Origin of the sequence: Spirillospora sp. NPDC048823, assembly GCF_043198445.1 — a bacterium.
Classification (GTDB): Bacteria; Actinomycetota; Actinomycetes; order Streptosporangiales; family Streptosporangiaceae; genus Spirillospora.
This window is the reverse complement of the sequence record NZ_JBICUT010000022.1, coordinates 1-17,229: the sequence shown is the minus strand read 5'-3', so window position 1 is coordinate 17,229 and position 17,229 is coordinate 1. Positions and strand designations below refer to the sequence as shown.

Annotated in this window: 14 protein-coding genes; 7 read left to right on the top strand and 7 right to left on the bottom strand. The window is 71.6% G+C overall.

Annotated elements, in window-relative coordinates:
* Positions 1-5: 5 nt before the first annotated feature.
* On the bottom strand, positions 6-641 hold the full coding sequence (locus tag ACGFK0_RS34440) for an NUDIX hydrolase (protein WP_392912694.1): 636 nt from the start codon (positions 639-641) through the stop codon (positions 6-8).
* Positions 638-1,519, bottom strand: coding sequence for a helix-turn-helix domain-containing protein (locus tag ACGFK0_RS34435; protein WP_392912692.1), 882 nt, complete (start codon positions 1,517-1,519; stop codon positions 638-640). The genes ACGFK0_RS34440 and ACGFK0_RS34435 overlap by 4 nt, the downstream gene beginning before the upstream one ends.
* Positions 1,520-1,585: 66 nt before the next feature.
* On the opposite strand from ACGFK0_RS34435, the gene ACGFK0_RS34430 reads away from it, so the two are divergent.
* The gene (locus tag ACGFK0_RS34430; protein WP_392912690.1) at positions 1,586-2,206 is read left to right on the top strand and encodes a TIGR03086 family metal-binding protein; all 621 of its coding nucleotides are present in this window, start codon (positions 1,586-1,588) and stop codon (positions 2,204-2,206) included.
* Between the two features lie 74 nt (positions 2,207-2,280).
* Entirely contained in the window at positions 2,281-3,678 is a 1,398-nt protein-coding gene (gltX, locus tag ACGFK0_RS34425) for a glutamate--tRNA ligase (RefSeq protein WP_392912688.1), read from the top strand.
* A gap of 7 nt (positions 3,679-3,685) precedes the next feature.
* Here gltX and ACGFK0_RS34420 read toward each other — a convergent pair whose 3' ends face one another.
* The gene (locus ACGFK0_RS34420; protein WP_392912685.1) at positions 3,686-4,330 is read right to left on the bottom strand and encodes a two-component system response regulator; all 645 of its coding nucleotides are present in this window, start codon (positions 4,328-4,330) and stop codon (positions 3,686-3,688) included.
* Positions 4,331-4,412: 82 nt separating this feature from the next.
* Positions 4,413-8,663, bottom strand: coding sequence for a HAMP domain-containing protein (locus ACGFK0_RS34415; protein ID WP_392912682.1), 4,251 nt, complete (start codon positions 8,661-8,663; stop codon positions 4,413-4,415).
* A gap of 337 nt (positions 8,664-9,000) precedes the next feature.
* Between ACGFK0_RS34415 and ACGFK0_RS34410 the strand changes: the two genes are divergently transcribed.
* From ACGFK0_RS34410 to ACGFK0_RS34400, 3 genes are read left to right on the top strand one after another with little or no spacing between them, the layout of a single operon-like run.
* On the top strand, positions 9,001-11,259 hold the full coding sequence (locus ACGFK0_RS34410) for a SpoIIE family protein phosphatase (RefSeq protein ID WP_392912680.1): 2,259 nt from the start codon (positions 9,001-9,003) through the stop codon (positions 11,257-11,259).
* Positions 11,260-11,290: 31 nt separating this feature from the next.
* Positions 11,291-11,629, top strand: a complete 339-nt coding sequence (locus ACGFK0_RS34405; RefSeq protein ID WP_392912678.1) for an STAS domain-containing protein — start codon at positions 11,291-11,293, stop codon at positions 11,627-11,629.
* A gap of 44 nt (positions 11,630-11,673) precedes the next feature.
* Entirely contained in the window at positions 11,674-12,042 is a 369-nt protein-coding gene (locus tag ACGFK0_RS34400; RefSeq protein ID WP_371945588.1) for an ATP-binding protein, read from the top strand.
* Positions 12,043-12,056: 14 nt separating this feature from the next.
* Here ACGFK0_RS34400 and ACGFK0_RS34395 read toward each other — a convergent pair whose 3' ends face one another.
* The gene (locus tag ACGFK0_RS34395) at positions 12,057-13,403 is read right to left on the bottom strand and encodes a class II 3-deoxy-7-phosphoheptulonate synthase (protein ID WP_392912674.1); all 1,347 of its coding nucleotides are present in this window, start codon (positions 13,401-13,403) and stop codon (positions 12,057-12,059) included.
* A 171-nt stretch (positions 13,404-13,574) separates the two neighbouring features.
* A complete protein-coding gene (locus ACGFK0_RS34390) occupies positions 13,575-14,585 on the bottom strand; it encodes an RNA polymerase sigma factor RpoD/SigA (protein WP_392912672.1) in 1,011 nt (336 codons plus the stop codon).
* 130 nt (positions 14,586-14,715) lie between these two features.
* Between ACGFK0_RS34390 and trxA the strand changes: the two genes are divergently transcribed.
* Positions 14,716-15,069, top strand: coding sequence for a thioredoxin (gene trxA, locus ACGFK0_RS34385; protein ID WP_392912670.1), 354 nt, complete (start codon positions 14,716-14,718; stop codon positions 15,067-15,069).
* Positions 15,070-15,239: 170 nt separating this feature from the next.
* The gene (locus tag ACGFK0_RS34380; RefSeq protein WP_392912668.1) at positions 15,240-16,091 is read left to right on the top strand and encodes a putative RNA methyltransferase; all 852 of its coding nucleotides are present in this window, start codon (positions 15,240-15,242) and stop codon (positions 16,089-16,091) included.
* Here the strand turns inward: ACGFK0_RS34380 and ACGFK0_RS34375 are convergent.
* Positions 16,029-16,790: a hypothetical protein gene (locus tag ACGFK0_RS34375; RefSeq protein WP_392912666.1), complete on the bottom strand. Its 762-nt coding sequence runs from the start codon at positions 16,788-16,790 to the stop codon at positions 16,029-16,031. The two genes, ACGFK0_RS34380 and ACGFK0_RS34375, sit on opposite strands and share 63 nt — an antisense overlap.
* Between the last annotated feature and the right edge of the window lie 439 nt (positions 16,791-17,229).

Sequence of the window (17,229 nt, the reverse complement as noted above, 5' to 3'; positions counted from 1 at the left end):
CGACGCTAGTGGCGCGTCCAGTCGGGCTGGACGAGGTCGGCGACCCTGACGTCGTGCCCGAGCAGCACCACCTCGCGGAACTGCCACAGCATCGCGCCGGTCGGGGCATGGACGCGCCACCGGGGCCCCAGCCACATCTGTAGCAGATGACCGCCGCCGGGCTGCGGAACCCATTTCGGCGTGTCGTCGTCCGCGAGCTTGCGCAGGCTCGTGTGGTGGACGGAGTGGACCTCGTCCGGGCTCGGCATCAGCGGCCCGGGGTCGTCCAGCACCACCACGACCGGCGTGATCGAGAAACCGGAGGTGGCGGGGAAGTCGTCGAGCCTGCCGAGGACGTCGGCGGACCCGGCGGTCAGGCCGATCTCCTCGTGCAGCTCCCGCAGGGCCGCCTCCTCGGGCGTCTCGCCCTCCTCCACGCGGCCGCCGGGCAGCCCCCACTGACCGGGGTTGCGCCCCCGGTAAGCGCGCTTGATCAGGATCACCGCGGGAACGCCGTCGTGCTCCACCGCGCACAGGACGACCCCTGCGCGGCGCAGGCCGGGCTTGTCCGGGACGGTCGTGTGCTCGAACGAGGCCAGCCTGCCGGCGGCGACACTCCGGAACGAGGCGAGGTCGCCGAACGGATCGAGGGGGTCGGTCATGCGTCGATGGTGCCAGGCCCCGGCTCGCGCTCCGTCCCCGGCTCACGGTTCGGCGCCGCCTCCCGCGCGTACGTCGCGGGCGGGGTCCCGACGGCGGCGGTGAAGTCGCGGGTGAAATGCGCCTGGTCGGCGTAGCCGAGCTCCGCCGCCACCTCCGCCCAGTCGACGTCCGAGCCGGACGCGGCCCGCTCGTGCGCCTCCTGCATCCGGTACCGCCGGATCACCCACTTCGGGCCGACGCCCACGTACTCGTGGAACAGGCGTTGCAGGCTGCGCGGGCTCATCCCCACGTCCCCGGCCAGCTCGTCCACCCGCAGCAGGCCCGGACGCGCCGCGATCCGCGCGACGATCCCGGCGGCCCGTTCGGCGGCCGGGTCGGGCACGGGACGCCGCCCGATCAGGAACTCCGTCAGCAGCGCGAGGCCCTCGGCCGCGCCCGGGGCCGCGAAGATCTCCCCGGCGAGCGCGAGGCCGTCCTCGCCGAACACCTCGTCCACCCCGGCGAACCGGCCGGTCAGCGCGGAGACCGGCACGTCGCCGCCGAGGAACGGCCGGAACCCGCCCGGCCGGAAACCGACCCCGACCACGCGGCCCTCGTCCGCGATCTCCTCGGTGAACTCTTCGCGCACCACGCCCACGATCCGCGCCCGCGTCGCCCCGCTGGTCAGATAGCTGGTGAAGGTCATGTGGACGGACGGCAGCGTGAGCAGCCGCTGGCGGTGCGGGGGCCGTCCGCGCAGGTCCCAGCGCAGCACCCAGAAGAATTCGGCGAACGGGGCGAGCGGGGGCGGCGGCGCGATCCGCTCGACCCGGAAGTGCTCCAGCCCCGTCCGCGCGTGCAGGATGCCCCGCGTCCCACCGGGTAGGGGTCGTTCCATCAGTTCAGGCTAACGTGGCGCGTTTCTTCAAGACCGGACCCCGCGGCCGGTTCTACCGTGGACGGCGTGTTCGAACTGATGAGCGAGGGAGAGATCATGGATATCCGGAGCCAGATGCTTCCCGCCGCGGAGGCCGCGGCGCGGATCGTCCTGGAGATCCCCGCGGCGAAGCTGGACGCGCCGACCCCGTGCGCGGGCTGGGACGTCCGGGCCCTGATCAACCACCTGATCCTGTGGAGCGCGCGCGGCGAGGCCGCCGCGCACAAGCTGCCGATCACCGGGCCGGGGGAGGACCACGACTTCACCGCCGAGCCCCGCTGGGCCGAGCGGTACGAGGAGCAGGCCAGGAAGACCGCCGAGGCCTGGCGGGACCCGGCGGCGTGGGAGGGCGCGACCAGCCTCACCGGCAACAAGGACGGCATGCCGGCCGAGTTCGTCGCCGGGATCCTCTTCGGCGAGTCCGTCACCCACGGCTGGGACCTCGCCGCCGCCACCGGACGCGAGCCCGGCTACCCGCCCGAGGTCGTCCGGGCGGCGTGGGAGCAGCTCGTCCCGACGGCGGAGGTCGGCCGCGAGTACGGGGCGTTCGGCGCCGAGGTGCCCGTGCCGGAGGACGCGCCGCTCCTCGACCGGCTCGTCGGGCTGACCGGCCGCGACCCGCACTGGCGGCCCGGACCGGGCGCGTAGACCGGCGCGACACGGGGCGTGGGGCGCGCGGGTCCCGGGCGCGAGAGGGGCCCCGCGCGCTCTACCCTTGGAGCATGTCTTCGACCTCTTCGATCCGCGTCCGTTTCGCCCCGTCCCCGACCGGCATGTTCCATGTCGGCGGCGCCCGCTCGGCGCTGTTCAACTGGGTGATGGCCGCGCAGTCGGGCGGGACGCTCGTGCTGCGGATCGAGGACACCGACGCCTCCCGCAACAGCCCCGAATGGACCGAGGGCATCATCCGCGCCCTGGCCTGGCTCGGGATGGACGGCGAACAGTACGAGGGCCCCTACTTCCAGTCGGCCAACACCGACAGGCACGCCGAGGCCGTCCAGACGCTCAAGGCGGCCGGCCGCGCCTACTACTGCGACTGCACCCGCGAAGCCGTGATCGCCCGCACCGGCGACCAGCACAAGGGCTACGACGGGTTCTGCCGCGACCGCGGCCTGGAGGCCGGTCCCGGCCGCGCCCTGCGCTACCGCACACCCGACGACGGCCAGACCACGGTCGTGGACCTGCTGCGCGGCAAGCCCGTCTTCGAGAACGCCGTCCTGGAGGACTTCGTCATCGCCCGCGCCGACGGGTCGGTGACCTTCCTGCTGGCCAACGCGGTCGACGACATGAGCCAGGGCATCACCCATGTGGTGCGGGGCGAAGAGCACCTGTCCAACGCGCCCAAGCAGCAGCTGCTGTGGGAGGCGCTCGGCGGCGAACCCCCCGTGTGGGCGCACGTCCCCGTCATCGTCAACGAGAAGCGGCAGAAGCTGTCCAAGCGCCGGGACAAGGTCGCGCTGGAGGACTACCGGGCCGAGGGCTACCTCCCCGAGGCCATGCGCAACTACCTGATGCTCCTCGGCTGGGCCCCGTCCGCCGACCGCGAGATCGTCCCCTGGGACGTGATCGTCGACGAGTTCCGCATCGAGGACGTCAACACCTCGCCCGCCTTCTTCGACGTCAAGAAGCTCCGCGCCGTCAACGGCGAGTACATCCGGGCCCTGCCCGTCGAGAAGTTCATCGCCGCATGCCTCCCGTTCCTGCAGGAGGCCCCCTTCGACGTCGACGTCGCGGTGTTCGCCGAGCTGGCGCCGCTGGCGCAGACCCGGGTCGCGCTGCTGTCGGAGATCGTCCCGATGATCGACTTCGCGTTCCTGGACGAGCCGCCGTCCGACGAGCAGTCCTGGAACAAGGCCATGAAGGAGCCCGCCGCCGCGATCCTTGCCGCCGCCGAGACCGCCTACCGGGACGCGCCGTGGAACGCCGCCGAGCTCAAGGACCGGCTGGAGCGCATCGGCGCCGAACACGGCCTCAAGCTCGGCAAGACCCAGGCGCCCGTCCGCGTCGCCGTCACCGGCCGCACCGTCGGGCTCCCGCTGTTCGAGTCCCTGGAGATCCTCGGCCGCGACCGCACCCTCGCCCGCATCGCCGCCGCCAGGGCCGTACTGAACCGCGCTTAGCCCAGGGTCAGGACGACGCCGGGCCTTCACCGTTGAGGGCTCGGCGGAGTTCGATGAGGCGGCGGCCGAGCTCGTCGAACTCGGAGCGCAGGGCGTCCGGGACGCGCTTGCCGACGGCCTCGGCCTGCTCCTCCACGGCCGCGAGATGCCCGGCGGCCTGCAGCCCCGGCGCCTCCTCGGCGGGACGGGCCCGCAGCAGCGTCGACTGCTCCCTCAGCAGGACCGCCTGCTCACGCAGCAGCGTCGTCTGGTCGCGGAGCTGCTTGTTCTTGTTGTGCAACTCCACGAACACCGACACCTTCGCCCGCAGCACCCACGGGTCGAACGGCTTGGAGATGAAGTCGACCGCACCCGCCGCGTAGCCGCGGAAGGCGTAGTCGGGATCGCTGTTCACCGCCGTCAGGAAGATGATCGGCAGGTCGCGGGTCTTCTTGCGGCGCTTGATGTCGCGGGCCGTCTCGAACCCGTCCATCCCCGGCATGACGACGTCCAGCAGGATGACCGCGTACTCGTCGGTGAGCAGCGCCTTGAGCGCGTCCTCCCCGGACCGCGCCCGGACGAGGTCCTGATCCAGCGAGCTGAGGATGGCCTCCAGCGCGATCAGGTTCTCCTCGCGGTCGTCCACGAGCAGGATCTTCGCCTTGTCGTCCACGCGCGTCTCTCCGATTCCGGTCCCCGCCATCGCCGGCCGCTTCAGCGCCTACGGCGACCCTACTGCCAGGCCTCTCCTCTCCTCAGCGGACGATGGAGGGTTGCAGCCAGTTCCTCATGACGTCAAGAAGGTGGTCCACGTCCACGGGCTTGGGCACGTAGTCCGAAGCGCCCGACTCCAGGCTCTTCTCCCGGTCGCCCTTCATCACCTTCGCAGTGATCACGATAATGGGCAGCTCGGCGAACTGCGGCATCTCCCGGATCGCCGCGGTGGTCGCGTAGCCGTCCAGGCCCGGCATCATCACGTCCATCAGCACGACCGCCACGTCCGGGTTGCGGTGCAGGACATCGATTCCGGCCTGCCCGTCCTCGGCGTACAGGACCTCCATCCCGTAGCCCTCCAGCACGCTGGTGAGGGCGAACACATTCCGGACGTCGTCGTCGACGATCAGGACCTTGCGGCCGGACAAGACCGTGTCGAGGAAGTCCGCGGGAGGTCCCTCCAGCAGGCCGGCGATCGCGGCCTCCGGCTCGCCGGGGCGCTCCCCGCCCGGCGCCCGCTGATCCGCCGGGAGCCCGTTGTCCCCGGCGGGCGCGGACCCGGCGGCGGGCAGACCGCCGTTGCCGGGCTCGCCGCCCGGCATCATCCCCGCCATGCCCTCCGACGCGACGACCACGTCGTCCGTCAGCGACGAGCGCCGCCGGTCGTCGCGCTCGCTGTACTGGGCGGGCAGGTAGAGCGTGAACACGCTGCCGCTGCCCGGCCGGCTCTCCGCGTGGATCTCCCCGCCCAGCAGCCGCGCGATGTTCCGGCTGATCGACAGGCCGAGGCCGGTGCCTCCGTAGCGGCGGCTCGTCGTCCCGTCGGCCTGCTGGAACGGCTCGAAGATCTCCTGAAGCTTGTCCGTGCTCACCCCGATGCCGGTGTCGATCACCCGGAACGCGATCACGTCGGGGGTGTTCCACAGCGCGGGCAGTGTGAAGTCGATGTCGCCGGCCCGTTCGATCAGCAGCCGCACCTCGCCCTCGGCGGTGAACTTCACCGCGTTCGACAGCAGGTTGCGCAGCACCTGCTGCAGCCGCTGCTCGTCGGTGTTCAGGACCGACGGGACGTCAGGCGCCACCTCCACGCCGAACTGCAGCCCCTTGTCGACCGACAGCGGACGGAACGTCGCGTCGACGTAGTCGACCAGCGCCGACACCGACAGCTGCTGCGGGTGCGCCTCCATCTTCCCGGCCTCGACCTTGGCCAGGTCCAGGATGTCGTTGATCAGCTCCAGCAGGTCGGTGCCCGAGTCGTGGATCGTCTGGGCGAACTCCACCTGCTTGCCGGTGAGGTTGCCGCCCTGGTTCTCCGACAGCAGCTTGGCGAGCACGAGCAGGCTGTTCAGCGGCGTGCGCAGCTCGTGCGACATGTTCGCCAGGAACTCCGACTTGTACCGCGAGGAGATCGCCAGCTGCTCGGCGCGCTCCTCCAGCGTCCGCCTGGCCTGCTCGATCTGGAAGTTCTGGATCTCGATCGCGCGGTTCTGCTGGGCCAGCAGCGCCGCCTTCTCCTCCAGCTCGGTGTTGGAATGCCGCAGCTCGCCCTGCTGGCGCTGCAGCTCGTCCGAGCGCTCCTGCAGCTCCTGCGCGAGGCGCTGGGACTCGCCGAGCAGCGCCTCGGTCCGGGTGTTGGCGCTGATCGCGTTCAGCGTCACCCCGATCGTCTCGATCAGCTGGCTGAAGAACGCCAGGTGGACGTCGGTGAAGCGGCCGAACGCGGCCAGCTCGATCGCGCCGAGCACCGCGTCCTCGAACACGATCGGCAGCACGATGATGTTGACCGGGGACGCCTCGCCCACCCCCGACCCGATCTTGACGTAGTCGGCGGGGGCGTCGGCGATCAGCAGCGGCCGGCGCTCCTGCGCCGCCTGCCCGACCAGTCCCTCGCCCATCGCGAACCGGACGGCCCCGATCCGCCCGCGCCGCATCCCGTACCCGGCGATCATGACCAGCTCGGTCTCCTCGCCGATGCTCTCGGCGAGGTAGAACGCGCCGTACTGGGCGGTCGCCGTCGGCGTCAGCTCACGCATGATCAGCTCGGCGACCTGCATGAGGTCCCGGTGGCCCTGCATGAGACCGCCGATCCGCGCCAGGTTCGTCTTGAGCCAGTCCTGCTCCTCGTTGGCACGGGTCGTCTCGCGCAGCGTCGCGACCATCAGGTTGACGTTGTCGCTCAGCTCGGCGACCTCGCCGCGCGCCTCCACGGTGATCGTCCGGGTCAGGTCACCGGTGGCGACCGCGCTGGCGACCTCGCCGATCGCGCGGACCTGGGTGGTCAGGTTGCCGGCCAGCTCGTTCACGCTCTCGGTCAGGCGCTTCCAGGTGCCCGACACGCCCTCGACCTCGGCCTGCCCGCCGAGCCGCCCCTCGATGCCGACCTCCCGGGCGACGCGGGTGACCTCGGACGCGAACGACGACAGCGTGTCCACCATCGTGTTCAGCGTCGTCTTCAGCTCCAGGATCTCGCCCTGCGCGTTCACGTCGATGCGCCGCGTCAGGTCGCCGTGCGCGACCGCCGTCGCGACCTGGGCGATGTTGCGGACCTGGTAGGTCAGGTTGGACGCCATCCCGTTGACGTTGTCGGTCAGGTCCTTCCACATGCCGCCCGCGCCGGGCACGTGCGCCTGGCCGCCGAGCCGGCCCTCGGTGCCGACCTCACGGGCCACGCGGCTGACCTCGTCGGCGAACGCCGACAGGGTGTCCACCATCGTGTTCAGGGTGTCCTTGAGCTGCAGGATCTCGCCCTGCGCGTCCACCTCGATCTTGCGGGTCAGATCGCCCTTCGCGACCGCCGTGGTGACCTGGGCGATCCCGCGGACCTGCATGGTCAGGTTGTTCGCCATCGAGTTGACGTTGTCGGTCAGGTCCTTCCAGACGCCGCTGACGTCCGGCATCCGCGCCTGGCCGCCGAGGCGCCCCTCCGTGCCGACCTCGCGGGCGACGCGGGTGACCTCCGAGGCGAACGACGACAGCGTGTCCACCATCGCGTTCACCGTGTCCTTCAGCTCCAGGATCTCGCCCTGCGCGTCCACGGTGATCTTCTTGCCGAGGTCGCCCTCGGCGACGGCGGTGGTGACCTGGGCGATGTTGCGGACCTGGTAGGTCAGGTTGGACGCCATCCCGTTGACGTTGCTGGTCAGGTCCTTCCACACGCCGCTCACGCCGGGCACGCGGGCCTGGCCGCCGAGGCGTCCCTCCGTGCCGACCTCGCGGGCGACGCGGGTGACCTCGGCGGCGAACGCCGACAGGGTGTCCACCATCGTGTTCACGGTGTCCTTGAGCTGCAGGATCTCGCCCTGCGCGTCGACCGTGATCTTTTTGCCGAGGTCGCCGTCGGCGACGGCGGTGGTGACCTGGGCGATGTTGCGGACCTGGTAGGTCAGATTGTTCGCCATCGCGTTCACGTTGTCGGTGAGGTTCTTCCACACGCCGCTGACGCCCGGCACGTTGGCCTGGCCGCCCAGCTGGCCCTCGGTGCCGACCTCGCGGGCCACGCGGGTCACCTCGTCGGCGAACGCCGACAGCTGGTCCACCATCGTGTTCACGGTGAGCTTCAGCTCCTGGAGCTCACCCGTCGCCTCCACGGTGACCTTGCGGGTCAGGTCACCCCTGGCCACCGCCGTGGTGACCTCCGCGATGTCGCGGACCTGGGACGTCAGCCGCGCCGCCATGATGTTCACCGAGGCCGTCACGTCCCGCCACCGGCCCGTCATCCCGCGCGCCGGGGCCTGACCGCCGAGCCGCCCCTCGGTGCCGACCTCGCGGGCGAACTGGGTGACCTCCCACGTGAACTGGTCGAGCAGCTCGACCATGCCGTTGACCGACTTGGCCATGCGCAGCAGCTCCCCGCGCATCGGCCGGCCGCGTACCCGCAGCTCGACCCGCTGGCTCAGGTCGCCCGCGGCCACCGCCTCCACCACCTGGCTCATCCCCGTGGCGAGGTCGGTCAGCTTGTCGATGATCGCGTTGGCGTCCTCCACCGCGGTCGCCCAGGTGCCGCGGAGCGTCCCCGGCGTCAACCTCCCGCGGAGCTGGCCCTCCCGGCCGATCTCGCGGCGGACGCGGCTCAGCCCCGACGCCAGCTCGTGGCCGTTCTGGCGGATCTCCTCCAAGATCGCCGCGGCCTCCGCCACGGCCCCCTCGCCCGGCACGGTCAGCTCCGACCTCGCCTTCCCGTCCCGCACGGCGATGAGCGCCTTGAGGAGCGGTTCGAGATCTGCGTCGCTGTAGCGGGGGGTGGTATCGCGGTACCCGCCGCCTGGGCGGGCGCGAGACGCGGTACGCGGCATGCTGTTCATCCTCCTGGCCCGCGATTGTCGGGTGTCCGGAGACCGGATGGCCGGATGGCACGGACTCCGTCTCTAGGGCCTTCCTGGCCGCACCCAGTACTCTACGTCGCCGTGCGATGCTGGACGCCGTCCGCACGCCGGAGGTGAACGGACGGCAATGAACGTGCATCCGCCCTTGTAGTCTTCGTGTTACGGTCTGTCGTGTTGGCGGGGGATCGCGCCGCCGAGGCCGGGCGCATCGCGCCGCCTCCCGGTTCACGGGTCCCGTGGCCGGGTCGCCGACCGGTCTGTCACGATGGCCAGGCCCGGTAGTGACGCTTCGAACGAGGGACGACAGTTGGATCGGCAGACGGCGTCGGCCACCTTCCCGTCCGCCGCCCCCGCGGTGGCGGACGCGCGCCGGTTCGTCCGGAAGGTGCTCGCCGACTGGGGCATGGACGAGGTCGCGGACGACGCGGTCCTGGCCACCAGCGAGCTCGCCACCAACGCGATCGCCTACGCCGGCACGTCCTTCGAGGTCTCCTGCCGGATCGAGGACGGCGACATCAAGATCGAGATTCGCGACCGCCATCCCACCCGGGGTATCGACATGCCGGGCGTCACCGCTTCCAGCGGGCGCGGCCTCCCGTCGATCGCCCGGCTCGCCGCATCCTGGGGCGTCTCCTACGACCGCCGCACGAAGGGCGTCTGGTTCCGGCTGCCCCGGCCGGGCGCCGCGGGCGCCGCCGCGCCGGCCGGATCCCTTCCCGGGGAGCCCGCCGAGGCCGGCGGTTCCGCCGAGCCCGCCCGAGACGGCGCCGCCAGGCGTGAGCGCACCCGTGAACGCGTCGCCCGCGACGGCCCGGGCGAGCCCGCCCGCGACGGCTCGGGCCAGGTCAGGGAGGGCAGGCTCGGAGAGGGCGTGGGCGAGGTCCCCGCCGCCGGTGACCGGCTCCTGCGGTCCCCGGCGGCGGTGGAATCCATGGAGGACGGCGTCGCCGGCGTCCGGGAGGTCCTCGGCGCCGAGGGCGCGGCCGTCCTGCTGACCGAGCGCGACGGACGCCTGATCATGGGCGCCTCCGCCGGCACCGCCGCCGAGATGCCCCTCGGCGAGCTGTCGGTGGCCGGACTCGGCCCCGCCGCCCGCGCCGGCTCGGCCTGGGTCGCCTCGGACGCCTCCGATCCGACCGCCGCGGCCCTGCAGGCGCGGTCCCTGGCCGCCGCGCCACTGGAGTCCCAGGGACGCCTCACCGGCCTGCTCGTGGCCGTCTCGTCCGTGTCCGGCCGGTTCGCCGAGGCCGACGGCGCACGTCTCGGCCGGCTCGCCGACGAAATGTCGCTCTCCCTGGAGAAGGCCAGAGTGGGGGAGCTGGAACGGTCCTGGCGGGGCTGGCTCAGCTTCGTCGCCGAGGCCAGCGACCTGCTCGCCGGGACCCTCGACCAGGAACGCACGATGGCGCTCGTCGCCCAGCTCGTCGTCCCCCGCCTGGCCACCTGGTGCGCCGTCTACAACGTCACCGAGTCCGAGCCCGACCGGCTCGCCTACGTGTGGCACGCCGATGAGAACCGCGCCGACGGGCTCCGCGAGCTGCTCGAACACGCGGGCGCCGCCCCGCCGATGGACGTCCCCGGCCCCTGGAACGGGCTCGCCGCCGCGCCCGCGGAGGTCCGGGCCGCCACCGGCGACACCGCCACCGACCAGGTCTACGCGTTCCCGCTGATCGCCCGCGGCCGGCGCATCGGCACCATCGTCATCGGCCGCCCGTCCGGCGACCGCTTCCCCCGCAGCGCGATCGAGCTCGCCGAGGAGCTCAGCCGCCGCGCCGCCCTGGCCGTCGACAACGCTCGGCTGTTCTCCGCGCAGACCGCCATGAGCAGCGCCCTGCAGCGCAGCCTCCTGCCGCCCGGCATCCCTGAGATCCCCGGCCTGGAGGTCGCGGTCGTGTACGAGCCCGCCGGGGAGGGCAGCGAGGTCGGCGGCGACTTCTACGACGTCTTTCAGAGCGGGCGGCGCCCCGGCGGCCCGGCCGCCGCGTCCCACTGGCGGTTCGCCATCGGCGACGTGTGCGGCACCGGTCCCGAGGCCGCCGCCGTCACCGGGCTCGCCCGGCACGCGTTGCGCATCCTCGCCGCCGAGGACATGTCCGTCCCTGGTGTCCTCGGCCGGCTCAACCGGCTCATCCTCGGCGAGGGCGAACGCGGGCGGCTGCTCACCCTGCTGCACGGCGAGATCGCCGCCAGGCGCCGCACCGGAGGCGTGACGATCAGGCTGACGAGCGCGGGGCACCCGCCCCCGCTGGTGCTCGCCACGGACGGCACGGTCCGGGAGGCGGCCTCGCCTCAGCCGCTGCTCGGCGTGTTCGACGGCGTCGACTTCCACACCGACACGGTCGACCTGCGCCGCGGTGAGGTCCTGCTGTGCGTCACCGACGGCGTCACGGAGCGCCGCTCCGGCAACCGGCTGCTCGGGGACGGCGAAGGGCTCGAGAACCTGCTCGCGGGCTGCACGGGGCTGAGTGCGGGGGCCGTCGCCGCCCGCATTCAGCGAGCCGTCCGCGACTTCGGCCCGGAGCCGTCGAACGACGACGTTGCCCTCATCGTTCTGCGGGCGTCATGATGGAGACCAACAATCGGTAAGGTGGGGTGGCGTGGGGCTTGCCTTGCACACGACACGACAGGACGGCCGTGCGACGATCGCCGCGCGCGGCTCCATCGACCTGCACTCCTCCGACGAGCTTCGGTCCCGGCTGACCGAACTCGTCGACGCGGGAGAGCGGGCGGTCGTCGTCGACCTCGCCGCGGTCGACTTCTGTGACTCCTCCGGTCTCAACGTTCTCGTGCGTGCGTACAAGCACGCGCGCGCGCAGAACGCCACGCTCACCGTCACCGGCGCCTACGGCCGGGTCGAGAACGTGCTGCGGACCACCGGCCTCGATCGCTTCCTGATCGAGGGCCCGGCGGAGGAGGCTCCGGCCGATGGGCGGTGAGGAGAGACGATGAAGAACGGCGAGCGGGCGGAGTGACCGACCCGATGACCGAGACCACACTGCGCGCGGCGCCGCAGACCGAGGCGGTCGAGTACGCGCGGCGCCTCGCCGCACGCACCATGCGGACCTGGGCGCTGATGGAGCGCGAGGAACTCGTCACCGCGATCGTCGCGGAACTCGTCGCCAACGCCGTCCGGCACGCGGGGACGGCGCTGGAGCTGCGCCTGCTGCGCGGCAGCGGCCGCGTCCGCGTCGAGGTCCGCGACCGCGCCGCCCAGTTGCCGCGGCTGACCGTCCCCGGCCCGCTGGACGAGTCGCACCGCGGCCTGTTCATCGTCGACCGTTTCGCGAACTCCTGGGGCGCCGACCCCGTGACCGGCGGCAAGGTCGTCTGGGCCGAGGTGGACATCTGACGGCCGCGCTCCGGTCAGGCGGACTTGCGGTACAGCTCGGCGACCATGAAGGCCAGGTCCAGTGACTGGCCGCGGTTGAGCCGCGGGTCGCAGGCCGTCTCGTACCGCTGATGCAGATCGGCCTCCGCGAGCCCGTGGGCGCCGCCGACGCACTCGGTGACGTCGTCGCCGGTGAACTCGATGTGGATGCCGCCGGGGTGCGTCCCGAGAGCCCGGTGGACCTCGAAGAACCCGGCCACCTCGTCCAGCACGTCGTCCAGCCGCCGCGTCTTGTGCCCGCTCGGCGCCTCGAAGGTGTTGCCGTGCATCGGGTCGCAGATCCACGCGACCGGCGCGCCGCTCTGATGCACCTTCTCGATCAGAGGCGGCAGCGCGTCCCGGATCCGGCCCGCGCCCATCCGGGTGATGAAGGTCAGCCGGCCGGGCTCGCCGTCGGGGTTCAACCGCTTGATCAGCGCCAGGGCGTCGTCGGCGGACGTCGCCGGGCCGAGCTTCACCCCGATCGGGTTCCGGATCTGCCGCAGGAACTCCACATGCGCCCCGTCCAGCCGCCGGGTGCGCTCACCGACCCACAGGAAATGCGCCGACACGTCGTACGGCAGGCCGCTGAGGTGGTCGATGCGGGTCAGCGCGCGTTCGTACTCCAGCAGCAGCGCCTCATGGCTGGAGTAGAACTCCACCCCGTGGAACTCGTCGGGGCTCGCCCCGCACGCCTTCATGAACGTCAGCGCCCGGTCGATCTCGCCCGCCAGCCGGTCGTAGCGGCGGCCCGCCGGGCTGGTCGCCACGAAGTCCTGATTCCAGGCGTGCACCTGCCGCAGATCGGCGTACCCGCCCTTGGTGAACGCCCTGCACAGGTTCAGCGTCACCGCCGAGCAGTGGTAGGCCTTCAGCAGCCGGTTCGGGTCGTTGCGCCGGGACGCGGCGTCGAAGGCGAACCCGTTGACCGCGTCGCCGCGGTACGCGGGCAGTTCCACGCCGCCGCGCATTTCCACGGGCTTGGAGCGGGGTTTGGCGAACTGACCCGCCATCCGGCCGATCTTGACGACCGGCACGCTGGCGGCGTAGGTGAGCACGACCGCCATCTGCAGCAGCGTCTTGAGCTTGTTCTTCACCGCGTCGGCGGTCGACCCGTCGAACGTCTCGGCGCAGTCACCGCCCTGCAGGACGAACGCCCGGCCCTGCGCGACGTCCGCGAGCTGGGCCTTGAGCTGGTCGCATTCGCCGGCGAAGACGAGCGGGGGCTGCCTGGCGAGTTCGGCGGCGACCGCCCGGACCTCGTCCGGATCGTCCCAATCGGGCTGCTGGAGGGCGGGGAGGGAGCGCCAGGCGTCAAGGTCCCCATTGGCGGATGTACTCACGCTGGAAAGGCTATGGCACGCCCCGCCCGTGCCGGACGACGGCGTCCACAGGAGCCACGAGGCGCGGACGCGAACGGACGGCCCCGGCTCCGGGGCCGCCCGTTTCGCCGATCACGGATCTTGCCGATCACGGATCTGCCGATCACGGGGCGGGGGTCGACGCGCCCGGCTTCAGGCAGCCCGGCTTCCGGCGGCCGCGCGCACCGGTTCCCGCGCGGAGCCCGGCCCCGCCGCCAGCGTCCGGTGGCCGCTCAGGTCGGCCTCGCTCGCCAGTTGCCGCAGCCGCCGCAGCGAACGGTCGGTGATCTGCCTCACCCGGTTGTGGCTCAACCCGTACCGGGCGCCGATCTGCGCGTACGACAGGGGCTGGCCGCTGTCCATGCCGAACCGGGCCCGGAGAATCGCGGACTCGCGTTCCGGCAGCCGGTCCAGCAGCCGCCCGAGGCCCTCGATGTCGTCCAGCGCGAGGATCTCGGCCTCCGGTGTGACGGCGTCCGGATCCTCCAGCAGGTCGCCCATCGGCGTCTCGCCCGCCTCGTCGACGGTCGCGTCCAGGCTCGCCGGGTCGCGCCGCCAGCGCAGCAGCTCGTCCACATGCTCGGCCTCGGCGCCGATCGTGTCGGCGATCTCCTCGCGGGTCGGCTCCCTGCCGAGCTCACGGCCGAGCTGACGCTCCGCGCGCCGCAGCCGGGAAAGCTCCTCCTCAACGTGGACGGGCAGCCGGATCGTGCGGGCGGTGTGGCTGAGCCCGCGGCCGATCGCCTGCCTGATCCACCATGTCGCGTACGTGGAGAACTTGAAGCCGCGGCGGTAGTCGAACTTCTCCACCGCGCGCATCAGCCCCAGGTTCCCCTCCTGAATCAGGTCGATGAGGGGCAACGAGTCGGTCGGGTACTTACGGGCGATCGAGACCACGAGGCGTAGATTGGCCTCGACGAAACGCTGCTTGGCGTGCAGCCCCGCCGCGGTCAGCGCCTCGAGCTCCTCGCGGGTCGCGCCCTCGGGCGCCCTTCCCTCCACGAGCAGCTGTTCGGCGTACAGGCCCCCTTCGATCGCCTTGGCCAGATCGACCTCCTCCTGCGCGTCGAGCAGGGGGGTACGGCCGATCCGGTCGAGGTACGCTCCGACCAGATCCTTGTCGGGAACGTCGACCCTGTCGCCCTTGGTACGGGTTGCAGCCATCCTGACCCTTCTCCGGTGCGATCTCCCTAGGAGGACAACGTTAATTACCGCTCTGTGATTCCCAAGTGGGGAATACTGCGAGGCTGTTAGCCGCTCTACGTCCTGATACCCCGACTGAGGAGAAACCGACATGGCGACGGTCACACTCACCGCGGAGAACTTCGACCAGGTCGCTCAGGCCGACGGCATCGTCATGGTCGATTTCTGGGCGGAGTGGTGCGGACCGTGCAAGAGGTTCGCCCCCGTGTACGAGAGGTCGGCGGGCAAACACGACGACATCGTCTTCGCCAAGGTCGACACGGACGCCGAGCCGGAACTGTCGCAGCGGTTCGGGATCAGGTCCATCCCCACCCTGATGGCGATCCGCGACGGCATGATCGTCTTCGCCGAGCCGGGCGCGGTGCCGGAGTCGACGCTGGAGAACGTGATCGAGCAGGTGCGCGGCCTCGACATGGAGGACGTCCGCCGCCGCGCGGAATCCTGAACCGCCTCCGGGTCTGAACCCGCCGGCGGCCCCACCGAACATGCTGGTCGCCGGGTCGTGCGGGACCACCGGAAGCTCGGCGTCCCAGGTGGCGTGTGCGGGAAGCGCGGCTGACGGCGCGGCGGCGTGACGGCAAAGAAGCGGACGCGGCCGCACCTTCCGCATCCGGCATGGTCGATGATGGACGGATGCTCGCCGATGTCGCCCGATACCTGGTGTGCCCCGTGTGCGGAGCGGACCTCGAAATTGCCGACCGCGGACTGCACTGCCAGGCCGGGCATGCCTTCGACATCGCGCGGCAGGGCTATGCGAACCTGCTGCCCGGCAACGCCCGTCCGGGAACGGCGGACACCCCCGAGATGGTGCGCGCGCGCGGCGAGTTCCTTGGGGCGGGCCACTTCACGGCACTCGCGGACCGGCTCGCCCGGGACGTCTCACGCGCCGATCCGTCCTTCGTCGTCGATGCCGGCGCGGGAACCGGGTACTACCTGAGCCGGATCCTCGACCGGTCGCCGGCCGCGGCCGGGCTCGCCTTGGACATCTCCAAGCACGCCGCACGCAGGGCGGCCAAGGCGCATCCGCGCGCCGGCGCGATCGTCGCGGACCTGTGGCGTCCGCTTCCGCTGCGCAACGGCGCCGCCGACACCGTCGTGAACGTGTTCGCGCCCCGCAACGCCGCCGAATTCCACCGGGTGCTCCGCGACGACGGGCTGCTCTTCACCGTGACGCCGTTCCCCGGGCACCTCGGGTCCCTCGTCGAGCCGCTCGGGCTGCTCTCGGTCGACCGGCGCAAGACCGAGCGCACGGATGCCGCACTCGCCGGTTACTTCAAGCTGGACTCGCGCGAGAACATCGAAGCCGAGGCCGTTCTGACCCACGACGAGGTCACCACGCTCGTGGGAATGGGGCCCAGCGCCCATCACGTCCCGGTCGAGCAGCTCCGCGAACGGCTGGTACGGCTACCCGACCCTCTCCCAGTGCCCATGTCCTTCGTGCTGTCGGGGTACCGGCGGCTTGAGTAGGCGCCGCGCATCCACGTCCTGCGTGAGTTCGAGGAGCACCTGGGGTATCTCGCCGGGCTGAGTCACATCCTCCACGCCGGGGACATCGACATCGAACCTGAACGAGATCGAGACCGCAAGGGCCGTGCCGCTCAGCAGAAGACGCTGGAGCGCCTGTCCCGCACGGAGCCACTCGGAGGGGGAGTCCCCGTATGTGGTCAGCACCGCCCGCTGAGTCGTCGCCTGTTGCGCCGCGGGCAGCGGATGAAGGGCCGCTCCTTCCAGCCGCACCGCCTCGCCCAGTTCATTGACGACGGAGAGGGACGGCCGCGCTGCGGCAGCCGGACGCTCCGCGAGGAAGGGGCGGAGCGTGGCGGCGTACAGGAGGCGTTCCTCCCGCGTGATCCGGTGACGTCCCGCGAGCCGCACCGACGCGAGAACCGATGGGCGGCCGGCGTCGGGAAGCAGCCGCGCCACCGCCTCGTGCCCGAGCTGGGCGGCGGCCAAGCGCAGATTCACGAGCGCGGCGCCACTGCTCAGATGCAGGCTTCGCCCGAGCGGGTCGTGTGCCGGGCGGAACCTGACGGGATCGGCGTGCACTTCGATGAGACCGGGCACGACCTTGAACCGCCACGCATGCACGTCGTGGATCGTCGGCCCCATCGTCGCGGCTACCACCAGGCGTTCGGCCGAAGCGCGGATGGCGACGGGCACATTCACGAGGCGTTCCTCCAGACCTCGGCCGGCTGTCCTGCCGGGAGCCACCGCACGCCCACGACGCCGGATTCCGCGGGCCTTGCGGTCTGCGCACCGTATCCCACTGTGACCCGACCCACGTAGTGCGTGAACAGCGAGGTCAGTGAGACGAATGGTGTGGGCGAGGGACAAAGCGCCGGCACGCTCGGGCGCCGCGATTTGACGACGTCGGCGGGGGACCCTACCGTCACTGCTGCCCCAAGGGATGCGGGACGCCACCGAGCGGCCGGCCGCCCGGGGGGCCAGGTCTCCAATAATGGTTCGAGCCACGCTCGGGCTGTTGTAGGATGGCTAGACAGCCCGGAAAAGGGATGCAGGACGCCGCGAGGTGGCCGGCCCGTAGGGCATCCTCCACGAAACGATCTTGACGGGTCTTCTGGTCTGTCGTTGTGTCGTTGCGTGG